Source organism: Pseudomonas sp. Pseusp49 (assembly GCF_059491875.1).
This window is the reverse complement of record NZ_CP168514.1, coordinates 2,256,995-2,279,204: the sequence shown is the minus strand read 5'-3', so window position 1 is coordinate 2,279,204 and position 22,210 is coordinate 2,256,995. Positions and strand designations below refer to the sequence as shown.

29 protein-coding genes are annotated in these 22,210 nt (G+C 57.8%); 11 read left to right on the top strand and 18 right to left on the bottom strand.

The window, feature by feature from the left end:
- The 5 genes from pheS to thrS form a co-directional block, all read right to left on the bottom strand.
- Complete coding sequence (gene pheS / locus ACEN83_RS10365; protein ID WP_007975711.1) at nt 1–1,017, bottom strand: phenylalanine--tRNA ligase subunit alpha; 1,017 nt, start codon at nt 1,015–1,017, stop codon at nt 1–3.
- A 109-nt stretch (nt 1,018–1,126) separates the two neighbouring features.
- Nucleotides 1,127–1,483, bottom strand: a complete 357-nt coding sequence (rplT, locus tag ACEN83_RS10360) for a 50S ribosomal protein L20 (protein WP_007905879.1) — start codon at nt 1,481–1,483, stop codon at nt 1,127–1,129.
- A gap of 28 nt (nt 1,484–1,511) precedes the next feature.
- Nucleotides 1,512–1,706 carry a 50S ribosomal protein L35 gene (rpmI, locus tag ACEN83_RS10355; protein ID WP_002553160.1) on the bottom strand — a complete coding sequence of 65 codons (195 nt, stop codon included), beginning with the start codon at nt 1,704–1,706 and terminating at the stop codon, nt 1,512–1,514.
- A 60-nt stretch (nt 1,707–1,766) separates the two neighbouring features.
- Nucleotides 1,767–2,318, bottom strand: a complete 552-nt coding sequence (infC, locus tag ACEN83_RS10350; protein ID WP_172435703.1) for a translation initiation factor IF-3 — start codon at nt 2,316–2,318, stop codon at nt 1,767–1,769.
- Nucleotides 2,318–4,240: a threonine--tRNA ligase gene (gene thrS / locus ACEN83_RS10345; protein ID WP_007975710.1), complete on the bottom strand. Its 1,923-nt coding sequence runs from the start codon at nt 4,238–4,240 to the stop codon at nt 2,318–2,320. The genes infC and thrS overlap by 1 nt, the downstream gene beginning before the upstream one ends.
- Nucleotides 4,241–4,623: 383 nt before the next feature.
- Here thrS and ACEN83_RS10340 point away from each other — a divergent pair, with 383 nt between their 5' ends.
- Nucleotides 4,624–4,923, top strand: a complete 300-nt coding sequence (locus ACEN83_RS10340) for a hypothetical protein (protein ID WP_007975709.1) — start codon at nt 4,624–4,626, stop codon at nt 4,921–4,923.
- 292 nt (nt 4,924–5,215) lie between these two features.
- Nucleotides 5,216–5,428, top strand: coding sequence for a cold-shock protein (locus tag ACEN83_RS10335; RefSeq protein ID WP_003179963.1), 213 nt, complete (start codon nt 5,216–5,218; stop codon nt 5,426–5,428).
- Nucleotides 5,429–5,498: 70 nt separating this feature from the next.
- Here ACEN83_RS10335 and ACEN83_RS10330 read toward each other — a convergent pair whose 3' ends face one another.
- Both ACEN83_RS10330 and ACEN83_RS10325 read right to left on the bottom strand, forming a co-directional pair.
- Nucleotides 5,499–5,819: an I78 family peptidase inhibitor gene (locus ACEN83_RS10330; protein ID WP_007975707.1), complete on the bottom strand. Its 321-nt coding sequence runs from the start codon at nt 5,817–5,819 to the stop codon at nt 5,499–5,501.
- 165 nt (nt 5,820–5,984) lie between these two features.
- Nucleotides 5,985–6,290, bottom strand: a complete 306-nt coding sequence (locus tag ACEN83_RS10325) for a hypothetical protein (RefSeq protein WP_007975706.1) — start codon at nt 6,288–6,290, stop codon at nt 5,985–5,987.
- Between the two features lie 134 nt (nt 6,291–6,424).
- Between ACEN83_RS10325 and ACEN83_RS10320 the strand changes: the two genes are divergently transcribed.
- Complete coding sequence (locus ACEN83_RS10320; RefSeq protein WP_218481344.1) at nt 6,425–6,637, top strand: hypothetical protein; 213 nt, start codon at nt 6,425–6,427, stop codon at nt 6,635–6,637.
- Nucleotides 6,638–6,670: 33 nt separating this feature from the next.
- Here the strand turns inward: ACEN83_RS10320 and ACEN83_RS10315 are convergent, their stop codons facing one another.
- The 8 genes from ACEN83_RS10315 to ACEN83_RS10280 form a co-directional block, all read right to left on the bottom strand.
- Nucleotides 6,671–7,699 (bottom strand): nucleoside hydrolase, encoded by a 1,029-nt coding sequence (locus tag ACEN83_RS10315; protein WP_495580197.1) that lies wholly within the window; start codon nt 7,697–7,699, stop codon nt 6,671–6,673.
- 43 nt (nt 7,700–7,742) lie between these two features.
- Nucleotides 7,743–8,147, bottom strand: coding sequence for a D-ribose pyranase (gene rbsD / locus ACEN83_RS10310; RefSeq protein WP_495580196.1), 405 nt, complete (start codon nt 8,145–8,147; stop codon nt 7,743–7,745).
- The gene (gene rbsK / locus ACEN83_RS10305; RefSeq protein ID WP_495580195.1) at nt 8,144–9,061 is read right to left on the bottom strand and encodes a ribokinase; all 918 of its coding nucleotides are present in this window, start codon (nt 9,059–9,061) and stop codon (nt 8,144–8,146) included. Before rbsK ends, rbsD begins: the two co-directional genes overlap by 4 nt.
- Nucleotides 9,062–9,118: 57 nt before the next feature.
- Nucleotides 9,119–10,138 carry a LacI family DNA-binding transcriptional regulator gene (locus ACEN83_RS10300; RefSeq protein WP_495580194.1) on the bottom strand — a complete coding sequence of 340 codons (1,020 nt, stop codon included), beginning with the start codon at nt 10,136–10,138 and terminating at the stop codon, nt 9,119–9,121.
- Nucleotides 10,139–10,141: 3 nt separating this feature from the next.
- A complete protein-coding gene (locus tag ACEN83_RS10295; RefSeq protein WP_495580193.1) occupies nt 10,142–11,119 on the bottom strand; it encodes an ABC transporter permease in 978 nt (325 codons plus the stop codon).
- Nucleotides 11,116–12,669, bottom strand: coding sequence for a sugar ABC transporter ATP-binding protein (locus ACEN83_RS10290; protein ID WP_495580192.1), 1,554 nt, complete (start codon nt 12,667–12,669; stop codon nt 11,116–11,118). The genes ACEN83_RS10295 and ACEN83_RS10290 overlap by 4 nt, the downstream gene beginning before the upstream one ends.
- A 55-nt stretch (nt 12,670–12,724) precedes the next feature.
- The gene (locus ACEN83_RS10285; protein ID WP_495580191.1) at nt 12,725–13,696 is read right to left on the bottom strand and encodes a sugar ABC transporter substrate-binding protein; all 972 of its coding nucleotides are present in this window, start codon (nt 13,694–13,696) and stop codon (nt 12,725–12,727) included.
- Nucleotides 13,697–13,888: 192 nt separating this feature from the next.
- The gene (locus ACEN83_RS10280; RefSeq protein WP_495580190.1) at nt 13,889–14,350 is read right to left on the bottom strand and encodes a hypothetical protein; all 462 of its coding nucleotides are present in this window, start codon (nt 14,348–14,350) and stop codon (nt 13,889–13,891) included.
- 365 nt (nt 14,351–14,715) lie between these two features.
- Between ACEN83_RS10280 and ACEN83_RS10275 the strand changes: the two genes are divergently transcribed.
- From ACEN83_RS10275 to ACEN83_RS10265, 3 genes are all read left to right on the top strand, one after another.
- The gene (locus tag ACEN83_RS10275) at nt 14,716–15,804 is read left to right on the top strand and encodes an asparaginase (protein WP_007975695.1); all 1,089 of its coding nucleotides are present in this window, start codon (nt 14,716–14,718) and stop codon (nt 15,802–15,804) included.
- 209 nt (nt 15,805–16,013) lie between these two features.
- The gene (locus tag ACEN83_RS10270) at nt 16,014–16,253 is read left to right on the top strand and encodes a DUF1654 domain-containing protein (RefSeq protein ID WP_495580189.1); all 240 of its coding nucleotides are present in this window, start codon (nt 16,014–16,016) and stop codon (nt 16,251–16,253) included.
- A 4-nt stretch (nt 16,254–16,257) separates the two neighbouring features.
- Nucleotides 16,258–16,947 (top strand): endonuclease, encoded by a 690-nt coding sequence (locus ACEN83_RS10265; RefSeq protein ID WP_495580188.1) that lies wholly within the window; start codon nt 16,258–16,260, stop codon nt 16,945–16,947.
- An 84-nt stretch (nt 16,948–17,031) separates the two neighbouring features.
- Here ACEN83_RS10265 and ACEN83_RS10260 read toward each other — a convergent pair whose 3' ends face one another.
- Complete coding sequence (locus tag ACEN83_RS10260) at nt 17,032–17,397, bottom strand: SPOR domain-containing protein (RefSeq protein ID WP_495580187.1); 366 nt, start codon at nt 17,395–17,397, stop codon at nt 17,032–17,034.
- 250 nt (nt 17,398–17,647) lie between these two features.
- On the opposite strand from ACEN83_RS10260, the gene csrA reads away from it, so the two are divergent.
- Entirely contained in the window at nt 17,648–17,839 is a 192-nt protein-coding gene (gene csrA, locus ACEN83_RS10255) for a carbon storage regulator CsrA (RefSeq protein ID WP_007975691.1), read from the top strand.
- A 178-nt stretch (nt 17,840–18,017) separates the two neighbouring features.
- Here csrA and ACEN83_RS10250 read toward each other — a convergent pair whose 3' ends face one another.
- Nucleotides 18,018–18,473: a DUF2214 family protein gene (locus ACEN83_RS10250; protein ID WP_495580186.1), complete on the bottom strand. Its 456-nt coding sequence runs from the start codon at nt 18,471–18,473 to the stop codon at nt 18,018–18,020.
- A 203-nt stretch (nt 18,474–18,676) separates the two neighbouring features.
- On the opposite strand from ACEN83_RS10250, the gene ACEN83_RS10245 reads away from it, so the two are divergent.
- On the top strand, nt 18,677–19,429 hold the full coding sequence (locus tag ACEN83_RS10245; protein ID WP_495580185.1) for a carbonic anhydrase: 753 nt from the start codon (nt 18,677–18,679) through the stop codon (nt 19,427–19,429).
- A gap of 91 nt (nt 19,430–19,520) precedes the next feature.
- Here the strand turns inward: ACEN83_RS10245 and ACEN83_RS10240 are convergent, their stop codons facing one another.
- Nucleotides 19,521–19,715 carry a hypothetical protein gene (locus ACEN83_RS10240; protein ID WP_007975687.1) on the bottom strand — a complete coding sequence of 65 codons (195 nt, stop codon included), beginning with the start codon at nt 19,713–19,715 and terminating at the stop codon, nt 19,521–19,523.
- A 251-nt stretch (nt 19,716–19,966) separates the two neighbouring features.
- Between ACEN83_RS10240 and ACEN83_RS10235 the strand changes: the two genes are divergently transcribed.
- The 3 genes from ACEN83_RS10235 to ACEN83_RS10225 all read left to right on the top strand — a co-directional run bounded on the left by ACEN83_RS10235 (nt 19,967) and on the right by ACEN83_RS10225 (nt 22,082).
- The gene (locus tag ACEN83_RS10235; RefSeq protein WP_095965321.1) at nt 19,967–20,173 is read left to right on the top strand and encodes a hypothetical protein; all 207 of its coding nucleotides are present in this window, start codon (nt 19,967–19,969) and stop codon (nt 20,171–20,173) included.
- Nucleotides 20,174–20,460: 287 nt separating this feature from the next.
- A complete protein-coding gene (locus ACEN83_RS10230; protein WP_495580184.1) occupies nt 20,461–21,531 on the top strand; it encodes an acyltransferase family protein in 1,071 nt (356 codons plus the stop codon).
- A 371-nt stretch (nt 21,532–21,902) separates the two neighbouring features.
- Entirely contained in the window at nt 21,903–22,082 is a 180-nt protein-coding gene (locus ACEN83_RS10225) for a tyrosine-type recombinase/integrase (protein WP_495580183.1), read from the top strand.
- Nucleotides 22,083–22,210 lie beyond the last annotated feature (128 nt).

Here is a 22,210-nt window from a genome sequence, read left to right as displayed (position 1 = left end):
CTAGCGAAATTGCGCGAGGAACCGCAAGTCGTTGTCGAAGAACAGACGCAAGTCGTTCACGCCGTAACGCAGCATGGCCAGACGCTCAACGCCCATGCCGAAGGCAAAGCCCGAGAACTCTTCCGGGTCGATACCGGACATGCGCAGCACGTTCGGGTGAACCATGCCGCAGCCCATCACTTCCAGCCAGCCGGTCTGCTTGCAGACGCGGCAGCCTTTACCGCTGCACATCACGCATTCCATGTCGACTTCAGCGGATGGCTCGGTGAACGGGAAGTAGGAAGGACGGAAACGCACCGCCAGTTCCTTTTCGAAGAACACCCGCAGGAACTCTTCGATGGTGCCCTTGAGGTCGGCGAAATTGATGTCGCGATCGATCAGCAGGCCTTCGACCTGGTGGAACATCGGCGAGTGGGTGATATCGGAGTCGCTGCGGTATACACGGCCTGGGCAGACGATGCGGATCGGCGGCTGCTTGGACTCCATGGTGCGGACCTGTACCGGCGAGGTATGGGTGCGCAACAGCATGTTCGCATTGAAATAGAAGGTGTCATGCATCGACCGGGCCGGGTGATGGCCTGGGATGTTGAGCGCTTCGAAGTTGTGATAGTCGTCTTCGACCTCAGGGCCTTCGGCGATGCCGTAGCCGATACGGGTGAAGAACTGTTCGACGCGTTCCAGAGTGCGGGTAACCGGATGCAGACCACCGGAGGTCTGACCGCGGCCAGGCAGGGTCACGTCAATGGACTCGGCGGAGAGTTTGGCAGCCAGATCGGCTTCTTCAAACAATGCCTTGCGCGCATTAAGGACCTCTGTGACACGCTCCTTGGCAACGTTGATCAGCGCACCGACCTGCGGACGCTCTTCTGCCGGCAAATTCCCCAGGGTCTTCATCACCTGAGTCAATTCACCCTTCTTGCCAAGGTAGTGAACCCGGATTTGCTCCAGGGCATTGATATCTTCAGCGCTTTGCACAGCCTCTAGTGCTTGAGAGACGAGCGCATCCAGGTTTTCCATGTACAGACTCCAGATACAAAATAGGGGAAGAGCTTGAAGGCTCTTCCCCTATTTATGACGTTTAACACCTGACCCCACAGATGCGAGGCCGGGTGACTGTCGGGGGTACTTAAGCCAAGGTGGCTTTAGCTTTCTCGACAATCGCAGCAAACGCCGCTTTTTCGTTCACTGCCAGATCAGCCAGAACCTTACGGTCGATCTCGATGGACGCTTTTTTCAGGCCGGCGATGAAACGGCTGTAGGACAGACCGTTGATACGAGCACCAGCATTGATACGAGCGATCCACAGAGCGCGGAACTGACGTTTTTTCTGACGACGGTCACGGTAGGCGTATTGGCCTGCCTTGATTACCGCTTGCTTGGCAACACGGAATACGCGGGAGCGTGCGCCGTAGTAGCCTTTAGCAAGTTTCAGAATTTTTTTGTGACGCTTACGGGCAATGACGCCACGCTTTACACGAGCCATGAGTTACTTCCTCTATTCTTGACTAAAATTAACGAAGGCGCAGCATGCGCTCGACTTTTGCCACGTCAGACGGATGCAGCAAGCTGCTACCGCGCAGTTGACGCTTACGCTTGGTCGACATTTTGGTCAGGATGTGGCTCTTGAAAGCGTGCTTGTGCTTGATACCGTTAGCAGTTTTCAGAAACCGCTTAGCAGCACCACTTTTGGTCTTCATTTTTGGCATGTTCGGATACTCCGCATTCAGTTGATAAACATAATCAGAAGGCCTGCCGTGCCCTGTTGATTACTTCTTCTTTTTCGGGGCGATGACCATGATCAGCTGGCGTCCTTCCATCTTAGGATGCTGTTCGACCGAACCGTACTCGAGCAAGTCACCTTCAACTCGCTTGAGGAGTTCCATCCCCAGCTCCTGGTGGGCCATCTCACGGCCGCGGAATCGCAAGGATACCTTGGCCCTGTCCCCGTCACTCAGGAAACGTACCAGGTTGCGCAGTTTTACCTGGTAATCCCCTTCCTCCGTCCCTGGACGAAACTTGATTTCTTTAACCTGAATCTGCTTCTGGTTTTTCTTGGCCGCAGCAATCTGCTTCTTCTTTTCGAAGATCGATTTGCCGTAGTCCATCAGTTTGCAAACAGGTGGTACTGCATCGGCGGAAATCTCCACCAGATCCAGCTTGGCCTCTTCAGCCTTAAGAAGCGCGTCTTCGATTGACACAATCCCGAGCTGTTCACCTTCAGCCCCAATTAACCGAACCTCGCGTGCCGAGATATTCTCGTTGATCGGGGCTTTCGGTGCAGTTCGTTTATCTTGTCTCATTTCACGCTTAATAATAATTACTCCGAATCTTGGCGACCACGCCGGGAAACCGCTTGGGCGAGGAACTCAGCGAACTGGGCGACGGGCATCGAGCCCAGGTCAGCACCTTCACGAGTACGCACAGCGACAGTCTGCATCTCGACTTCCCGATCTCCGATAACCAAGAGATAAGGAACCTTGAGCAAAGTATGCTCGCGGATTTTAAAGCCGATCTTTTCATTTCTCAAGTCAGACTTGGCACGAAACCCGCTTTCGTTGAGAGTTTTTTCCACTTCGGCGGCAAAATCAGCCTGTTTATCAGTGATATTCATCACCACTGCCTGGGTCGGAGCCAGCCACGCAGGGAACGCGCCCTCGTAATGCTCGATCAGGATTCCGACGAACCGCTCGAAGGACCCCAGGATCGCCCGGTGCAACATCACCGGGTGCTTGCGGCTGTTGTCTTCGGAGACGTATTCGGCTCCCAGACGCACAGGCAGGTTAAAATCGAGCTGCAGGGTACCACATTGCCAGACGCGACCGAGGCAATCTTTCAGCGAGAACTCGATCTTCGGACCGTAGAACGCACCCTCGCCCGGCTGCAGATCGTACGGCAGGCCCGCGCTGTCAAGGGCTGCGGCCAGTGCAGCTTCGGCGCGATCCCAAAGCTCGTCGGAACCGACGCGTTTTTCCGGACGAGTGGACAGCTTCATCTCGACATCTTTAAAGCCGAAATCGGCGTAGACATCCATGGTCAGCTTGATGAACGCGGCGGACTCGGCCTGCATCTGCTCTTCGGTGCAGAAGATGTGGGCGTCGTCCTGGGTGAATGCGCGCACACGCATGATGCCGTGCAAGGCGCCCGATGGCTCGTTACGGTGGCATGCACCGAACTCGGCCAGGCGCATCGGCAGCTCGCGGTAGCTCTTCAGGCCCTGGTTGAACACCTGCACGTGGCAAGGGCAGTTCATTGGCTTGATCGCGTAGTCGCGGTTTTCCGACTGGGTGGTGAACATGTTGTCGGCGTAGTTGGCCCAGTGCCCGGATTTCTCCCACAGGCTGCGGTCAACCACTTGCGGCGTCTTGATTTCGAGATAGCCGTTGTCGCGCTGAACCTTGCGCATGTACTGCTCGAGCACCTGGTACAGAGTCCAGCCGTTCGGGTGCCAGAACACCATGCCCGGCGACTCTTCCTGGGTGTGGAACAGGCCCAGGCGCTTGCCGATCTTGCGATGGTCGCGTTTTTCGGCTTCTTCGATGCGCTGGATGTAAGCCGCCAGTTGCTTCTTGTCCGCCCATGCGGTGCCGTAGACGCGCTGCAATTGCTCGTTCTTGGCATCGCCACGCCAGTAGGCGCCGGACAGCTTGGTCAGCTTGAAGGATTTCAGGAAGCGGGTGTTCGGCACGTGCGGACCGCGGCACATGTCGACGTATTCTTCGTGATAGTACAGGCCCATGGCCTGTTCGTTCGGCATGTCCTCGACCAGGCGCAACTTGTAGTCTTCGCCACGGGCCTTGAACACTTCGATCACTTCGGCGCGCGGAGTGACCTTCTTGATCACGTCGTAATCTTTCTCGATCAGCTGCTGCATGCGCTGCTCGATGGCGGCCAGGTCGTCCGGGGTGAAAGGACGTTCGAAGGCGATGTCGTAATAGAAACCTTCGTCGATGACCGGACCGATGACCATTTTGGCGGTCGGGTACAACTGCTTGACCGCGTGGCCAACCAGGTGGGCGCAAGAGTGGCGAATGATCTCCAGCCCCTCTTCATCCTTTGGCGTGATGATTTGCAGCGACGCGTCGCTGTCGATGATGTCACTGGCGTCGACCAGCTTGCCATCGACCTTGCCCGCAACGGTGGCCTTGGCCAGGCCTGCACCGATGGAGGCGGCGACCTCGGCTACGGAAACCGGGTGATCGAATGAACGTTGACTGCCGTCGGGAAGAGTAATAGTTGGCATGGCGCCTCCTCTCCTAGTGGTGACCCCTACCAAAGGTCACGTGGGTTGGGATGAGCCAGTACAAGATCCGGTCCAGGCCATTCAATGACGAACGCCTGCCTTACAGCGGCAGGAGCCTTGCGGCCAACCGGAAAACCGAACCAGAGTGACTGGGATTCAAATCAGGGTTAATCGCGCATCTGCCGCCACCGGGACTGAAGGTCCATCGGAGCCTGCAAACGCCCGAGCGGGGCATGCTAGCACAGATGAACGGTTATCGGCCTGCACGCAATCAGACGGTGAAAATTTCCTCACTTTCTTGGCGCAAAGTGAACTTGAGATATACGAGATGCCTCAAACTGACTGAGAATCGCCACAGATATCGACCCCAAGGAGTTCCTGTCATGCGCCTTATCCGTCTTTTTGCCTTTGCCGCCCCGCTTGCCCTGTTGCTGCCACTGAGCGCACACGCTGCCTGGCCAAATGGTGTGAAAGCCCAGTACATGAGCGATTGCACAAAAGCTGCCAGCCAAACTGTCAACCCGGCCGAAGCGAAGAAGCACTGCTCGTGCGGCGCCGACGTTCTCGAGAAGAAATTCACCACCCAGGAGATCGCGCAGTTGATGGACAAGAACAACCCAGCCGGCCCTGAATTGAGCCAGCGCGCACTGAAAGAAATCTCGGTGTGCCGAGTCCAGAAATAGCGTTGCACACGACGTTTTTTGAGTGATCCGGGGGCCCAAAACAGCCAAATATCGGCTGATTCACATAATTTACGCAGCTTTTACGGGTTTTTTTACTCCCCTGTTTTGCAGCGCAAACCCCCTGAAACCGGGGCTCACAGCCATTCCTGGTGGTGAAAGACGTGCAATATGAAAGCAAACAGCGCGTCTGGGGGGGTCCCAAACCGAACATTTCGACTATGATACCCGGGTGTGCCCAGTTGGCCTGAGCAGCACAGTACTACTGAAAATATATGTTTCTTGGAGATACACCATGTCTAATCGCCAAACCGGCACCGTTAAATGGTTCAACGATGAAAAAGGCTTCGGCTTCATCACTCCTCAAGGTGGCGGTGACGACCTGTTCGTACACTTCAAAGCTATCGAAAGCGACGGTTTCAAAAGCCTGAAAGAAGGCCAGACTGTTTCCTTCGTGGCTGAGAAAGGCCAAAAGGGTATGCAAGCTGCTCAAGTTCGCCCAGAGTAATTTCCAGGCGCACTAAAAAAACCCCGTCCATGTGACGGGGTTTTTTATGGGTGAAACAAAAGCCTGGGGATCAGCCGCAGTTGACCCGGGTGACCACCCTGGCGGCATCGGTGTTCAGGTTAAGGCGATCGGAACGGTACTCCAGCGTCACCATATCGGTCGGCAGCAGGAACCGCGCGCTTTGCGCCCCTGCGCGGGTACGTGCCTGCTCAAGCAGTTGCGGCGATGCCTGTTTGCCAATGGTGAACTCGGCAGCCTTCGCTTCACAGCGGCTGTGACCGGTGTCAGTCGTCGCCACATCCGTGTTTGCCGACTCCGTAGAGGCAGTGCTGCAACCCGCCAGCGTGGCAACGGCCAGCAAAGTACCCAATGACGCGAGCTTCCAAGGCATGAAGCCTCCTTATTCAATGATTAAGCTGAGATCGTGCGACAACCGGACTGGCGTTTGGTTTCACAGGCAGTGCCAGCACCCTGCCCGCAATCGGCACGAGCCGCGATTCTGCCTGAGCGCCGCCCTGCCCTTAATCACTGAATCGTGACTGAATATGAATAACGCTCAATAGACGTCGATGTAGTCGTAAGGCGGGTTGGGCCAGTTCTCTTTCAAGGCATTGAAGATTTGCATGACCCAGACTTCATCGCTGGCTGCGACCCGGCCGACATAACCGGAGCCCTTGGCCCAGGTTTCGAGCCGGAACAACAACCCGTCGATATCGGTTCCGCCCACGACACCCGAGGAGATGTAGGCAATGCCTCCCTTGGTGACGCGCAACTGGGTGTGCTCATCGTCACTGGCGCCGGCCAGCAACTGACGCACCGCTTCGAGGGTCAGGCCATCCGGGGAGTTCAAATCGATCTGCACAGCGTGCTCCTTGAAAATTCGACAGAGACCAAGTGTCGCACAGCCCTCTTTTCATGCCTAAGTCGACGTGTCAAAAGCCCCGCAAAATGGTTAACTCGGCACTCAGACTTCCCCCCGACTTCACGAGTGCCATCATGACCACCGTAAGCATCGACGCCGACATCAAGGCCAAGTGGCAGGACGGCCACAGCTCATACAGTCCAAGCAGCACGGAAGAGCTTGCCATTATCGGTATCGACCTGCTGGTCAGGGACCTGGGAACCGAAGCCGCCCAATCGTTCATCGAGCAGATTTTCGAGAAGCACCTGTCGGACCAGAAGGCCGAAGCTGCCAGCGCGAGGGAGTGAGACCCGCAGGCAGGCACCTGCGGGAGATGACACTTACTTCAGACGGGCCAGACGCTCGGTCAGCAGATCGAAGAAGCCCTGGGCATCGCCGCTCTCAACCCAGAACGCATTCTTCGGCGCTTTCAAACCGTCATACCAGTCAACGATGGTTTGCCCGAATGTCGGTCCCTCACGACTGTCGACCACCACGTTGACCGAGCGGCCGCTGAACAATTGCGGTTTGAGCAGGTAAGCGACCACCGTGGCGTCATGCACCGGGCCACCTGAAATGCCGTAGTGTTCCATGTCGCCTTTGATGTATTCATTGAGAATGTCGCCCACCAAACGGCCGGCATTGTTGTTCAGCGCAGCTATCTGTTGCAGACGCGCTTCGCTGGTCAGGATCTTGTGGGTCACATCCAGCGGCAGGTAGGTCAGCTTCACGCCACTCTTGAGCACCACTTCGGCGGCTTGCGGATCGGCGAACAGGTTGAATTCAGCCACCGGCGTGATGTTGCCGCCGTTGAAGTGCGCACCACCCATGACCACCACTTCCTTGATGCCCTGGACGATACCCGGTTCCTGGATCAACGCCAGGGCCAGGTTGGTCTGCGGGCCAAGCATGGCGATGGTAATACTGTGGGGCTCGGCGGATTTCAGGGTGTCGATCAGATAAGCGATGGCACTGCCCTTGGCCAGTCCTTGCTTGGGTTCATGCACGGCAATGCCGGACAACCCTTCCTTGCCATGAATGTCCTCGGCATAGATGGGTGTGCGCATCAGGGGCTTCGGCGCGCCCGCATAGACCGGCACCTCTTCGCGCCCCGCCCACTCCCGGGCCAGTCGCGCATTGCGCGAGGTCTTGTCGAGGCGAACATTGCCCGCAACGGTGGTCAGTGCCCGGACATTCAGCTCGTCCGGCGACGCCAGGGCGAACAACAGGGCAACGACATCGTCAGCCCCCGGATCGGTGTCGATGATCAAGTCGATTTTTTGTGCCGCCTGGGCGTTCGTTGCGGTAATCAGGGACAAAAGCAGCAGACTCCGGAGCAGTTGGTGCAGTTTCTGGGCATAGCGATACATGGTGCACTCCTTGTGCATGGGAAATCCAAAGGCAGGCAGTCCGTCAAAACGTAACCCCGGCGAACAGCACGATGTTGCAGTACGGCTGGCACTCGCCTGTACGAACAATCGCCCTCGCCTGCCGGCTCAGGACCTTGAATTGTTCATGGCTGAGCACCTCACGTCGCCCCAGTGCGCCTTCGCCGTTCAGTTCATCCAGCGCGATCAGGACCGACGGTTTCTTATCGAAAATCTCCTGAGCCAGCACATGGCTTTCGACCTGCATCTCACTGAGCGCCACCTTCAATGTGCTGACAAAATCCGGTACGCCCTGGGTCAAGGCCAGGTCGATCAATTCGACGCCCGGTGGAACCGGCAAACCGGCGTCGCCGATGACGACCATGTCGCCATGCCCCAATGAGGCGATCAGCCGTGACAAAGCGATGTTGAGCAAGGGTGTCTTTTTCATGGAATTTTAAACGCCTGTACATCGCTCAAGGCTGGAATCGACGGTTGCGCGCCGGCACGGGTGACCGACAGCGCCGCAGCCACCTGTCCGAAGCGGATCGCCTGCGCCTCATCCTGACCCGCTGCCAACGCCGCAGCGAAACCACCGACGAACGTATCGCCCGCCGCCGTGGTGTCGACAGCCTTTACGACCGGCGCAGGGTAATGCTCGAAGCGCTGGCCATCGGCAAACAGCGAACCTTGCGCGCCGAGGGTGATGATCACCTTGCCGGCGCCCAGGGCAATCAGCCGGGTCGCCGCGGCTTGCGCGGTCTCCAGGGAGTCCACAGACACTCCGCTCAAGGCCGACGCTTCGCTCTCGTTGGGAATCAGGTAATCGATAGACCCGTACCAGTGCGATGGCAACGGACGGCTGGCCGGCGCCGGGTTGAGGATGACCGTCTTGCCCAGCTCGCGGCCGCGCTTGAGCGCATGGCCAACAGAGGCATCGGGGACTTCCAGCTGGCAGATGAGCACGTCCGCCGCCTGTATCACCGAATCAAAACGGTCGATGGCCTCAGCGGTCAATGCGCCGTTGGCACCGGGGACGATCACGATGGTGTTCTGACTGCTGTCGTCGACCACGATCAACGCCACGCCGCTGGAACCGTCAATGGTGCTCACTGCCTGGCAATCGATCTGCTCGGCCAACAGCGCCCCGCGCAGTGCGTCGCCATAGGCGTCATTGCCCACGCAGCCGATCATCGACACCTGGGCCCCGAGCCTCGCCGCCGCCACGGCCTGATTGGCGCCCTTGCCGCCGGAGACGGTGGCAAACGACTGACCAATCAGCGTTTCACCGCCCTTGGGCAAACGCGGCGCGCGGGTCACCAGGTCCATGTTCAAACTGCCTATTACCACTACTTTTGCTGACATACATTGCTACTCATCGATTCTGTTTCGGCGGCGCTGTCGGTTCAGCGGCTTTCTGTTTCAACGGCACTGGTCAAACACGCCGGCCAACGGCGCCGTTGATTCACGGATGACAATACTCGGCGTCACGATCCGCTGATCGGTCGCCAGACCCGGCGTGGCGATTCGCCGTAACAGCACTTCGGCAGCCATTTCACCGAGTTGCAGGATCGATTGCCCCACCGTGGTCAACGACGGGTAGACATACCGACTCATCTGGATATCGTCGAAACCGATCACCGACAACTCGCTCGGTACGCGAATATTGCGCTCGGCGGCGGCCCGCAACACGCCGATGCCGATCATGTCGTTGGCGGCAAAAATGGCGGTAGGCGGATGGCTTTCCAGCAACATCGCGGCAGCGCTGTAACCGCCGGTGCTGGTGAAATCGCTTGCCAGCATGCGCTCGGGAGAGACTTCGACGCCCGCCTCTTTCAAGGCCCTGCGATAACCCGCCAGGCGCATCTGCGCCACACTGGTGTTTTCCGGCCCGCTGATCGTGGCGATGTCCCGGTGGCCCAACTCCAACAGATGGCGGGTCGCCAAGTACGCGCCGTATTCATGGTCGATGCGCACCAGGTCGGCATCGACACCGTCCAGTCCGCGGTCGACGATCACCATGGGCGTGCGCACGCCCTTCAGACCCTGTACCAGGCCACTGTCGCCACCGGCCGAGGCGACGATCAGGCCGTCGATGCGTTTTTCCAGCAGCACACGCAGGTAGCTGCGCTGCTTGTCCGGATTGTCGTCGGAGTTGCACAGGATCACGCAGTAACCGTTTCGCTCACAGTAATCCTCGATCCCCCTGGCCAGCTCGGCGAAGTACGGGTTGAGGCTGTTGGGGACCAGCAGGCCGATGGTCGCCGTGGTCTTGGCCTTGAGTGAACGGGCCACGGCGCTGGGGACGTAGTCGAGGGTCTTGATCGCGGCCTCGACCTTGATCCGGACTTCTTCACTGACCGGGCGGGTCTTGTTCACCACATGGGAAACCGTGGTGTAGGAAATGCCGGCAAGGGCTGCCACATCTTTGATAGTCGCCATGACTCAGGTCCGCCGGCTTGCGCGTTGACTGCGATAAGTGTCCAGCACCACCGCCACCACGATCACCGCGCCGGTAATGATGCGTTTGGTCGGCTCGGTTGCCCCGATCTGCGCCAGCCCCGCGGCCAGCACGGAAATGATCAGGACGCCAAAAAACGTGCTGATCACCGAGCCGCGCCCGCCCATCAGGCTGGTCCCGCCGATCACCACGGCGGCGATCACCTGCAACTCAAGACCGGAGCCGGCATTCGGGTCGGCGGCTTCCAGGCGAGAAATCTGGAACAGCGCAGCAATGCCGGCCAGCAATCCCATCAGGCTGAACACCAGGATTTTGTAGGGCTTCGGATTGATCCCTGCCAGCCGCACAGCCTCTTCGTTGGTGCCGATTCCGATCAGGTAGCGACCGAACACCGTGCGGGTCAACACGGCCTGGGCGACGAATATGATCAGCAACGCAATGATGAACGAGGGTGAAATGCCGAAGGCGATCGGATTGGACAACCAGGCGAATGCGTCGCCGATGTAGGCCGTACGCGAACCCGTCATCTGGTACGCCACCCCGCGCGCCATTTCCAGCACGCCCAGGGACACGATGAACGATGGTATCCGCCACGCCACCGTGATCGAACCGGTGAGGGTGCCGGCGAGCGCCGCGACAACCATGCCGAGCAACGCTGCGGGCAGAACGCTCCAGCCCCAGCCCAGTATCGCCACGCTCACGGTCGAGGCCGCCAGTGCCAGCACCGAGCCTACCGACAGGTCGATGCCCCCGATGATCAACACAAAGGTCATGCCGACCGCCAGCACCATCAGGTCGGGAATCTGGTTGGCCAGTGTGCTGAACGTATCGTAGGACAGGAAGTGACTGCTCAGCACCGAGAACAGCACGATCATCGCCAACAAGGCACCCGCCAGGCCCAGATAGGTGCCCAGGCCATAGAAGTTGCCACTGCGTGTGCCGGCGATAGAAGCGGTTTTCATGGAAGATTCCTAGGCGCGGCGTCGAAGCGCTGCGCATCACGTTTTTGGTAGCCGGCAAAAGCAGCGGCGAGCAATTCATCCTGGGTCCAGCTGTCGCGATCGAACGTATCGATCAGGCGCCCTGCCGACAGCACACCGATCCGGTCGCAGATCAGCATCAGCTCGCGCAAGTCGCTGGAAACCACCACCAGCGCCTTGCCCTTGCGGGTCAATTCACCGAGCAGGTTGTAGATATCGAACTTGGCGCCGACGTCGATGCCCCGGGTCGGCTCGTCGAACAGCAGCACCGAGCAATCGCGCTCCAGCCAGCGACCGATGACGACTTTCTGCTGGTTACCGCCGGACAGCTCGGACACCAACTGTGCCGGACCGGAGCTGCGAATGCGCATGGCATCGATCTGCCGCTGGGCCAGGGCGTTTTCGCCATCGTTGTCGACAAGGCCGGCGCTGGAGATGCCGGGCATGTTGCCCAAGGCGATATTGGCACCGATCGACTGCGTCAACAAAAGGCCTTCGCCCTTGCGATCTTCAGTGATCAGCGCGATGCCATGCCCGACCGCATCCACCGGCGAACGCACAGTGATGAGCTGCGCCGGCGAGCCCAGGGCAATCGTGCCGCTGTCGGCGATATCGGCACCGAAGATCAGTCGCAACAACTCGGTGCGCCCCGCGCCGATCAAACCGGAAATGCCGAAAATCTCGCCGGCACGCACTTCGAACGACACGTCGCGAACCTTGTCGGCACGGGTCAGGCCCTTGACCGTCAATACCGGGGCGCCGATCTTGCGCGCCCCCATATCAATGTGTTCGCCGAGCTCGCGGCCAACCATCAGGGTGACCAGTTGCTCGCTGTTGTAGTTGGCCATCGGCGCGACACAGACCAGATTCCCGTCGCGCAGCACGGCAATGCGCTGCGCGACCTGCGCCAGCTCTTCGAGGCGATGAGAGATATAGATGATCGATACGCCGCGAGCCTGCAGGCGGGTGATCTGCTCGAACAGCATTTCGACTTCGCGTGCCGTGAGCATCGCGGTGGGCTCATCGAGAATCAGCACATGACAATCGCCGATCAGGTTGCGGGCGATCTCTACCATTTGCTGATGACCGATGCCCAGTTCGCCGACCAGGGTATCCGGGTCAATGGCATCGAGCCCGACCTGAGCCATGGCCTCGAGGGCAGCCTTGCGCAATTGCTTGCGACTGATCCAGCCACCACTGTTGGGCAGATTGTGAAGAAACAGGTTTTCCGCCACCGACAGGGTCGGCAGCAGATTGAGTTCCTGCATGACCATGCGGATGCCGAGGCCTTCTGCCTGGCTCCGGCTGCCCGGACGATAGGCCTGCCCCTGAAACTGCATCTGGCCGGTGGTCGGCTCGACCAGCCCGCCAATGATTTTCGACAGCGTGCTTTTGCCTGCGCCGTTCTCGCCGGTCAGCGCCAGCACTTCACCGCGCATGAGCGTCAGGTCGATGCCGGCCAGGACCGGTTGGGCGTAGGTCTTGCCGATACCGCTGACCGAGAGGACAGCGTTCGTAGCGCAAGCGGACATAAAAACTCTCCACGCGCCCGTCCGGCTGGACGAGCGCCGTTGCGTCGCCAGAAGGTTACTGTGTGACCTGCTCTTTGGTGACCAACTCTACCGGCGTTTCGATCACGCCATTGGCGCCGCCGTCGACCTTCTCGCCCTTGAGAATTTTCAACGCCGTCTCGATGCCGAACACCGCCTGCCTGGCTGCAAACTGGTCGGCAGTGGCGAGCACTCGGCCATCCTTGAGCATCGGCTGGATGGCGTTGATGTTGTCGTAGCCGACCACTTGCACCTTGCCGGCCTTGCCCGCAGCGCGCACGGCAGACACCGCGCCGACCGCCATGCTGTCGTTGCCGGCCAACAGGGCCTTGGTTTGCGGGTATTCGCTGAGAATCGAGGCGGCCACCTTGTTGCCTTTGTCGATTTCCCAGTCACCGGATTGCAACGACACGACCTTGATCTGCGCCGCCTCCATCGCATCCTTGAAGCCTGCGGTGCGCTGCTGGGCATTGGTGGTGGTGGACACACCTTCGATGATGCCGACTTCGTCACCGGCCTTCAGCTGTTTGGCCAGGTAATCGCCAACCAGGCGTGCGCCCTTGCGGTTGTCCGGGCCTACGAATGGAACACTGATGTTTTTGCTTTTGACCACGGCGGGGTCCAGCTGGTTGTCGATGTTGATCACGGTGATACCGGCATCGATGGCCTTCTTGATCACCGGCACCATGGCCTTGGAGTCTGCCGGCGCAATCACCAGCGCATTGACCTTGGCCAGGATCATCTGCTCGACGATACGCGTCTGGCCGGCGGTGTCGGTTTCATCCTTGATGCCGTTGGAGATCAACTCGAATTCGCCGGAGTGATCTTTCTGATAGGCCTTGGCGCCGTCTTCCATGGTCAGGAAAAACTCGTTGGCCAGGGATTTCATGACCAGTGCGACTTTCGGTTTTTCTGTGGTTTCAGCGAAGGCAGCGGAGACAGGCAGTGCAGCGGATGCGGCAGCCAGCACAGCGACAGCGAGAAGACGTCCAGCAAATGGCAGCTTCATGGGTTCACTCCGATCTTATGATTATTGTGAGCAACGCTTGCGCCGGCGTAAGCTTCACGCCCCACTGCGATGGAAAACCATTACAGGGAGCGCGCAAACGTTTGCGTGACCCAGACTATGCGAATCCTGCCGGTATTTGTCAACGACCTGAAAAGTGCCTTCAGAGCGGATTGGCGAAAAACGGGACTCAGTTCATGCCGTAGTGTTTACCACCGATCCCGTGCCGGAACCCTTGGTCAACTCTTCGACCAGACTCGCACTCACCTCCAGGATGGCGCCGTTGGTTGCGGCAACCTGGGCCTGAAGGGCCGCTACCGCGGTGGTCTTGGCTTCCGGTGTCGGATAGGAAGCCGCCTGGGCCTGGGCCAATTGCTGCTGTTGCTCACGCAATTGCTGCTGCAACTCCTTCAGGCGCTTGAGCAGGACCTTCACCGCAAAACTGGTGTTATCGCTGGTTTCCGATTCGGCCTGTGCGCCGGCACTTTGCCCCAGACCTGTCGGACCGGTTTTAACCTGGGTGCCGTCGCCTTCCTTTAACCCCAGCGCCTGGGCCCCTGCATCCTCTGTCGCATCGCCCGAGGCACGGATGGTCGCCGCAGGCTTCCCCCCGATGGTGATGTTTGCGGCATTCGGGAAGCCAATGGATAACGACATGTGAACTCCTGCAGAAATAGATCCCTTGAAGGAGCATCGACCGACGCGCGCTTTTCTTTAGTCGTTAACGACGATTTCACGCCCTTGAATTTTAAACAGGGGTCTTGAACAGGACTGCCATCCGTTTCGGAGAGCCGAACGCAAAAGTTAAACATGTTCGGCAATCCGGACGCCCGGCCCCGGAACTGTCTCCTGACACAAACCGCAATACCGTTACAAATCATTAAGTTACGCGTGTTTTTCGATTCAGGGTGTTACTGGTACAGATCCTGCTCTTCTCCACTCACCTCCGGCGTTCAGATTCGCCCGGGGCGTATCTAGATGAACCTGCATCTGCACCGTCTCACAACTAGAAGAGAAAAATAATGACATCTGCACTCAAGACCTTTGTTCCGGGCGCCTTGGCCCTGCTGCTGCTTCTGCCGACCGCCCTTCAGGCCAAAGAAGCCGAAACCCAACAGAAACTGGCCAACGTGGTGATCCTGGCCACCGGCGGCACCATTGCTGGCGCCGGCGCCAGCGCCGCCAACAGCGCGACCTATCAAGCGGCGAAAGTCGGCATTGAACAACTGATCGCTGGCGTCCCGGAACTGAGCCAGGTGGCCAACGTTCGCGGCGAACAGGTCATGCAAATCGCCTCCGAAAGCATCACCAACGAAAACCTGCTGCAACTGGGCCGCCGCGTAGCCGAACTGGCCGACAGCAAAGACGTCGATGGCATTGTGATCACCCACGGCACCGACACCCTGGAAGAAACCGCGTACTTCCTCAACCTGGTGGAAAAAACCGACAAGCCGATCATTGTCGTGGGCTCCATGCGCCCGGGCACCGCGATGTCCGCCGATGGCATGCTCAACCTGTACAACGCAGTGGCCGTGGCCAGCAGCAAGGATGCACGAGGCAAAGGCGTACTGGTGACCATGAACGATGAAATCCAGTCGGGTCGCGACGTCAGCAAAATGATCAACATCAAGACCGAAGCGTTCAAAAGCCCCTGGGGTCCGCTGGGCATGGTGGTAGAAGGCAAATCCTACTGGTTCCGCTTGCCAGCCAAGCGCCACACCATGGATTCCGAATTCGACATCAAGACCATCAAGAGCCTGCCTGACGTCGAGATCGCCTATTCCTACGGCAATGTCAGCGACACCGCCTACAAGGCCCTCGCCCAATCAGGCGCCAAGGCCATCATCCACGCCGGCACCGGCAATGGCTCGGTATCATCTCGTGTGGTCCCTGCCCTGCAAGCCCTGCGCAAGGACGGCGTGCAAATCATTCGCTCCTCCCATGTCAACGCCGGCGGCTTCGTATTGCGCAACGCCGAACAGCCTGACGACAAATACGACTGGGTCGTGGCCCACGACCTGAACCCGCAAAAGGCCCGGATCCTGGCGATGGTTGCGTTGACCAAGACCAATGACAGCAAAGAGCTGCAGCGGATGTTCTGGGAATACTGATTCGCCCTCGCCCGACCGATCCGGTCGGGCACCCTGCGCGCCATTCTCCAGCCCTGGCGATTGGCGCCGCTCGATCTGACAAAAAACTCCCTGCGCCTTACACCAAATGGAACAAACCGCTGTCAGAGGATTTTCTTGATTTTTAAGCAGTTGCGAAATTGCCTACAGTTAAATACTGTATGCACGTACAGCTTAATAAGGATAATCCCATGGACACTACCTCTGCCTCTCCCGACACCTATGTACGCATGGGCCTGCGCGTTCAGAAAATCATCAACTCCCCCACCGCACAAAAGGCCAGGGCAGCACTGATCTTCCGCCTGCCTGACGAGCCGATGGATGAATGGGAACGCTTGCTGGAAGAAATCGACGAGAACGACAACGTCACCCTCGCCTATCGCGACGATGGTGGCGTGCAGATTTTCTGGGTTGTGCCGAAGGAAGATTGAGTCGATGAGAGGCCGCTGGTTTGTTTTGTTGTGTGTGTTTTTTGCCATGGCTGCGCAAGCCGATGCGCCGCGCACCTTCACCGAAGCGAAAAAGGTCGCGTGGAAGCTCTACGCGCCCCAATCCACCGAGTTTTACTGTGGCTGCAAGTACACCGGCAACCGGGTGAACCTTGCCGCCTGCGGTTATGTGCCGCGTAAAAATGCCAAGCGCGCCTCCCGAATCGAATGGGAACATATCGTTCCGGCCTGGCAGATCGGCCATCAACGCCAGTGCTGGCAAGAAGGCGGTCGCAAGAACTGTACGCGCTACGATCCGGTTTACCAGAAGGCCGAAGCTGACTTGCACAACCTGGTGCCCAGCATTGGCGAGGTCAATGGCGATCGCAGCAACTTCAGTTTCGGCTGGCTGCCCGAACAGTCGGGACAGTATGGTTCATGCCTGACCCAGATCGACTTCAAGGCCAGGAAAGTCATGCCCCGCCCGTCCATCCGCGGCATGATCGCCCGGACCTACTTCTACATGAGCAAGCAGTATGGCTTGCGCCTGTCGAAACAGGATCGGCAACTGTACGAAGCCTGGGACAAAACCTATCCCGTACAGCCCTGGGAGCGTCAACGCAACCAGAGCGTGGGGTGCGTCATGGGACGCGGCAACGAGTTCGTCGGCCCGGTGGACATGAAGGCCTGCGGCTGAATCCAGGCGACACCTGAAACCAAAAAGGCCTCGAGGCTAAACCCCGAGGCCTTTTTGTTTGCCCAACATCTTCGCTGCCGAATGTTATTGAGCGGCCGGACGCTCAAGCACCAGCAATTCGATGTTCTGCTTCTTCGAGCGAGTGAGCGCCGCACGGACTTCATCCTGCTTGGCTTCGGCCTCGGCTTTCGAACTGAACGGGCCCATCAGGATTCGCGTATTGCCATTTTCCTTGACGACGCTGGACATGAAACTGTGCTCGATCAGCCAGCCACTCAAATCGCTGACCGCCTGAGGGGTTTCACCTCGCACCTCAAGATCCCATTGCGGGCCGGACACTGCCGCGGGTACGGCAGCCATGGCCGGTTTTGGCTTCGGCGCATCCACACTGCCGCCCTCTCCACATCCCGCCAGTGCCAACATCGCGAGTACCAAGACCATTTTGTGCACGGCGTTTCCCTCTAAATGCTTAAAGCGGGGATTTTAACATCCATGAATACTTCACGAGTGCCGTAAAATGGGCTCAAAACAACGAGAATCATGGTGGCGGCCTCTGTATAGTTACGCCTTGGGAATTAATGCCACATCTGCGCGTCAGAAAGAGGCACCCAAACTGTCAGACTTCGCACTAATCTATACATACCACCGACCTCTGCACTGTCCGAATCAGGTGCCCCACGAAGCAATCAAGGAGAAGACCATGCTGATACTCACCCGCAAAGTCGGTGAAAGCATTAATATCGGTGATGACATTACGATCACCATCCTGGGCGTAAGCGGCCAGCAAGTCAGGATCGGCATCAACGCCCCGAAGGACGTTGCAGTGCACCGTGAAGAAATTTATCAGCGCATTCAGGCCGGCCTGACCGCCCCGGAAAAGCCGCAGTCCTGAATTCTGTTGCAGTCAGTAGCCAGCCCGTTGAATGCGCAACCACGGCTGGCTAAAGATTCAGCATCGCATCGCTTCCGCCTGCTTTCCCATGCAAGCTTTCGATACTAGCGACAAGCTCAAGGCCCTGGCTGTCAGACTTTTCTTGTTTATCCTGGGGAAGGACGCGTTCGCTGCGTGATCAACCGAACATCACCCCGCGCGCCATGCCAGTCGCCGCCACCACTATCAACAGCACCAGCAGTGCCTCGACATGACTGATCCGTGCAAACAGCTTCGCACGGCCAGTATCGAAGGCGACTTTACGGCCCAACGCTATCCGCCATTTGATCAACGTCACCATGGGCGCAATCTCCAGCAGCAAGATCAGCACGAACAGCGTCATCTTCAGATGAAACAGCGGCTGATGCAGGTAATAGTCCGTGCCTTTCTCGTACCCGCCAAAGGCTCGCATCCCCCCGCTGATCAGCAGCACGACAGCCGAAATACCCCAGATATTGTCCGCTATCAGGACACTGCGCACCTCTCCTGCCCCGTCGGCCAGACGCCGAAAAGCCGTGCCTCGAACCAGCACCGCCCAGAATCCCGAGGCAACCGCCAAAAGATGAACCGCCGCCAGAAACCAATGAGTCAGCATCGAGAAACTCCTGCCAGGTAGAAGCTGTATGAGCCTGACAGTAGTAGCCCATGAAATGGCTGCTTGCACGGCATCCGCAGACCAGACCCGGTACACAATATGACAGACCAACTAGACTCCACTGCGCTGGCATTGAGCTACCGTGGCAGTTCCAGCCCCAACAGCAACTCACTCTCACCGCATTGAACTGAGTAAACAAAATCATGTGTGAATCATGTGATTCAAGCTCTGCTTCAAACACAACAGGCCGTCGTCGTTTTCTTCAATTTGCCGGATTGAGCGCAGGCGCCCTGCTGCTGACCGGCACACTGCCCGGCAAGATCATCCAGGCAGCCGAGAAAGCGTCAGCCCCACCCAAACCACAAAACGTGATCAGTCCCGACATGGCGCTGAAAAGACTGATGGAGGGCAATGAACGATATGTAAACGGTACATCCACGACTCATGATTTCAAGGCTGAGCGAGAGGCCCTGGTGTCGGGCCAAAATCCGTTCGTGGCCGTGCTGAGCTGCTCTGACTCGCGCATCGCCCCGGAGTATGCGTTTGACACTGCGCGCGGCGACCTTTTTTCCATCCGCGTCGCGGGCAACTTTGTCACCCCGGAAGGCCTGGCCAGTCTTGAATACGGGGTCGCCGTACTGGGTGCCCCGCTGATCCTGGTACTCGGCCATGAGAGCTGCGGCGCCATCGAGGCCGGTATCAAGGCCGTCAAGGACCAGACGGTGTTCCCCGGCCACATCCCGAAACTGACCGACGCACTCAAGTCGGCCATCGAGGCCGTGCTCAAGCAACCCGGGAGCCTGATGGAAAACGCCACCGCGCAGAACGTCAAAAATTCGGTGAACAGCCTGAAACAGGCTTCGCCCTTGCTGACCGATGCGCAGAGTAAAGGCATGCTGAAGATCGTGGGAGGTGTCTATCGCCTGGCGAGCGGCAAGGTAGAGCTAATCGCCTGACCCACAACGCGCACATCGCCAGCATCGGCGCATAGCTCCGCATGCAAAGAGCGCCGCACGCAAAGAGCCCAGCGCGATGGCTGGGCTCTGGTTACTTCCGGTTTTCCATCATTTTGTCGGCCAGGGTTTTAGCCCTCTCGATCAACAGGTTCTGCCTGTCTTCGTGCGTAGCCCCGCCCACAACCGGGGCAGTCAGATTGCTTTCGGCAATCAACGCAGCGCAGAAGTATTGATCCCAAACGGCTTTGTCTACGGGTGCCTGTTTGCTGATTTGATCGACGTTCATAGGCGGCTCCTTTCAGTGAGGCAGCCCCACTAGTTTACGCCTGAATGACAAAGAATCCGGACCAACATCCACCGCCGCCCGCCATTCGTCGCCTGCGAAAACACGACGATGAATTCAACCGCATCCGTGGCTTGAGGATTGCACAGATCGCGCGTAGCAGCGCGGGAACGACATAATTCTGACGCAGCAGCCATTCAATCAACGCTTAAGGACTCCAGCGATACGCTTGGTCAGTCACCGGGAGATGTAACGTGTCAACGCTCAACGAAATCGCAATGAACCACGCGAGAATGGCTAAGGAAAAGGCAGCAGAGTCGACCGAACTGAGCGAGCGACACCTCCAGATTGTAGGGAGCTTCGAGGTACCGTCCATCGATGTACAACAGAACGTCCCGATGCACCTGATCGCTGGAGCGCAAGAGGTGCATCTGGTTCATGCGACGGGTTTCGCGCTCTGAGCTTTTATGAGGCAGGCGACACACTGATTGATTTACCCGGCAACAGGTAAGTGGATTCAGCACTGGCAATGGAAAATGCCATCTGGATGCAATCACCTGTTGCCTGGCTCCTACGCGCCCCTCGCATCACAATCCCCCAAATAAATCCCGCAGGCGTAACGCAGTGGGTGAGACTCATGGCCAAGCGGCGACGGACCTGGCTTCGCTTTCGCCGGGTCTGAAGGTAGGATGTGCGTCTAACTACAAGAAACTCACCCCACTCCAGGGTCATCCAATTGGCTGTAACCATGACTAAAGACCGCATAAACGAAATCGATTTACTTCGGTTTATCGCGGCAATTGCCGTCCTGTGCTTTCACTACTCTTTTCGGGGGCATGCTTACGACGATCTGTCTCTCATGTCTTACCCCTGGATTATTCCAGCTGCAAAGTACGGATATCTGGGGGTTCAGCTGTTTTTCATGATCAGCGGCTTCGTGATATTCATGACGGCTACAAATGCGAATCTCAAGTCATTCGCCATTTCCAGGATCGTTCGGCTCTACCCCGCATTCTGGGCATGTTGCACCATTACATTCATTGCAATCCTGTTGATGGGCAATGGACGCTTTTCGGCTACGTTTACTCAATACCTCGCCAACATGACAATGCTCAGCGAGTTTATGAACGTACCGTCTATCGATGGCGCCTACTGGTCGATCTTCATCGAAATCCGTTTTTACCTTTTGATCGCCATCCTCTTGGCATTTAAACAAATGCGCAATGCAGAATACTTCATGATTGCCTGGCTGGCCTATACAGCGAAGGTTGCTCTGAAGGGGACGGATCAGATATCTGTTTATCTGATTTCCGAATATGCGGCATTCTTCATTGCGGGCGCCTCGATGTTCATGGTCTGGAAAAACGGATTTTCCGTTATTCGCGTCATGACCATTACACTCTCTTTTGCTCTGGCGATATATCAAACCTTGAAGCAGGCAACCGTACTGACCGGTGTCTTCAAGCTGGAAGTGGATTCGGTAATAGTCATTTCGATCGTGACAAGCTTCTTCGCTGCAATGCTGCTTTCAGCTACGCGCAACACAGGAATTATCGGTCGGACAAACTGGACAACGGTAGGGGCACTCACCTATCCGCTCTACCTGCTTCACCAGTTCATAGGCTTCATGACGTTCAACCTGTTCTACGACAAGGTGAATATCCACTTGCTCTTCTGGGGTGTCATCGTGCTGGTTTTGGCCGCGGCATATGCGGTGAATCAGTTCGTCGAAAAACCCATGTCCGTGCGCCTGCGTGCCTTGCTCCAGCGCCTGCCTGGCGGGAGGGTAACGACGGAGTCCGTCACGAAAGCCGACTAATGACCAGGCGGCGAGGCAGAGGATATGTACGGCCTTTGCTGCAGCTAAAACAGTGATGGCAATTGAGTGCTCAACAGGGCCTTTGACCCCCCGCCTCACCTTCCCCGTCTTCGCCGCGACGACCGTCACCTGCCAATGAGCAGCGGGCGAGGAATTCGCATCATTGAAGCCATGACAGCAGCGCCAGGCGGTACGTGAGGTGGTGCTGGAGTGCATGAGATCGCCAGTCGTCTGCCCGTACCTGATCCACTACTCGCTAAGCCCGCAAGAGGACCCAACTGGACGCCAAGCTACACTGGAACGCAGTAACAGCAGACTATCTGACCAAGTCTTTCGCCCAGGTTCGAGACGATTCCAAGGCTTACGAGGAAGTGCCGGCGGGTGAGCGCCCTACCTTCCACGAGATTCGCACACTCGGTGCCTGGCTGTATGAGCAACAGGGTTTCAAGCTGGGATACATTCAGGGTTTGATGGGTCACGCTGACGCGAAGATAACCGAACACTATCAGACAGGGCACGGTGATGATGAGGTGGTTTATATGAAGGTGTAAGCCGACCTGAAGGTGTAGCGCGGTGGTCGCTTGCCCAAACACCAGACAACAAAAAAGGGCCCACCTTTCGGTGAGCCCTTCCAGACCGCCCAGCAGAGCGGATTTTGTTTGGTAGGCGCGATTGGACT

Bases quoted from the DNA above. Each gene is read 5' to 3' on its own strand.
- pheS (WP_007975711.1), bottom strand. From the start codon at position 1,017: ATGGAAAACCTGGATGCGCTCGTCTCTCAAGCACTAGAGGCTGTGCAA.
- rplT (WP_007905879.1), bottom strand. From the start codon at position 1,483: ATGGCTCGTGTAAAGCGTGGCGTCATTGCCCGTAAGCGTCACAAAAAA.
- rpmI (WP_002553160.1), bottom strand. From the start codon at position 1,706: ATGCCAAAAATGAAGACCAAAAGTGGTGCTGCTAAGCGGTTTCTGAAA.
- thrS (WP_007975710.1), bottom strand. From the start codon at position 4,240: ATGCCAACTATTACTCTTCCCGACGGCAGTCAACGTTCATTCGATCAC.
- ACEN83_RS10340 (WP_007975709.1), top strand. From the start codon at position 4,624: ATGCGCCTTATCCGTCTTTTTGCCTTTGCCGCCCCGCTTGCCCTGTTG.
- ACEN83_RS10335 (WP_003179963.1), top strand. From the start codon at position 5,216: ATGTCTAATCGCCAAACCGGCACCGTTAAATGGTTCAACGATGAAAAA.
- ACEN83_RS10330 (WP_007975707.1), bottom strand. From the start codon at position 5,819: ATGCCTTGGAAGCTCGCGTCATTGGGTACTTTGCTGGCCGTTGCCACG.
- ACEN83_RS10320 (WP_218481344.1), top strand. From the start codon at position 6,425: ATGACCACCGTAAGCATCGACGCCGACATCAAGGCCAAGTGGCAGGAC.
- ACEN83_RS10315 (WP_495580197.1), bottom strand. From the start codon at position 7,699: ATGTATCGCTATGCCCAGAAACTGCACCAACTGCTCCGGAGTCTGCTG.
- rbsD (WP_495580196.1), bottom strand. From the start codon at position 8,147: ATGAAAAAGACACCCTTGCTCAACATCGCTTTGTCACGGCTGATCGCC.
- rbsK (WP_495580195.1), bottom strand. From the start codon at position 9,061: ATGTCAGCAAAAGTAGTGGTAATAGGCAGTTTGAACATGGACCTGGTG.
- ACEN83_RS10300 (WP_495580194.1), bottom strand. From the start codon at position 10,138: ATGGCGACTATCAAAGATGTGGCAGCCCTTGCCGGCATTTCCTACACC.
- ACEN83_RS10295 (WP_495580193.1), bottom strand. From the start codon at position 11,119: ATGAAAACCGCTTCTATCGCCGGCACACGCAGTGGCAACTTCTATGGC.
- ACEN83_RS10290 (WP_495580192.1), bottom strand. From the start codon at position 12,669: ATGTCCGCTTGCGCTACGAACGCTGTCCTCTCGGTCAGCGGTATCGGC.
- ACEN83_RS10285 (WP_495580191.1), bottom strand. From the start codon at position 13,696: ATGAAGCTGCCATTTGCTGGACGTCTTCTCGCTGTCGCTGTGCTGGCT.
- ACEN83_RS10280 (WP_495580190.1), bottom strand. From the start codon at position 14,350: ATGTCGTTATCCATTGGCTTCCCGAATGCCGCAAACATCACCATCGGG.
- ACEN83_RS10275 (WP_007975695.1), top strand. From the start codon at position 14,716: ATGACATCTGCACTCAAGACCTTTGTTCCGGGCGCCTTGGCCCTGCTG.
- ACEN83_RS10270 (WP_495580189.1), top strand. From the start codon at position 16,014: ATGGACACTACCTCTGCCTCTCCCGACACCTATGTACGCATGGGCCTG.
- ACEN83_RS10265 (WP_495580188.1), top strand. From the start codon at position 16,258: ATGAGAGGCCGCTGGTTTGTTTTGTTGTGTGTGTTTTTTGCCATGGCT.
- csrA (WP_007975691.1), top strand. From the start codon at position 17,648: ATGCTGATACTCACCCGCAAAGTCGGTGAAAGCATTAATATCGGTGAT.
- ACEN83_RS10250 (WP_495580186.1), bottom strand. From the start codon at position 18,473: ATGCTGACTCATTGGTTTCTGGCGGCGGTTCATCTTTTGGCGGTTGCC.
- ACEN83_RS10245 (WP_495580185.1), top strand. From the start codon at position 18,677: ATGTGTGAATCATGTGATTCAAGCTCTGCTTCAAACACAACAGGCCGT.
- ACEN83_RS10240 (WP_007975687.1), bottom strand. From the start codon at position 19,715: ATGAACGTCGATCAAATCAGCAAACAGGCACCCGTAGACAAAGCCGTT.
- ACEN83_RS10230 (WP_495580184.1), top strand. From the start codon at position 20,461: ATGACTAAAGACCGCATAAACGAAATCGATTTACTTCGGTTTATCGCG.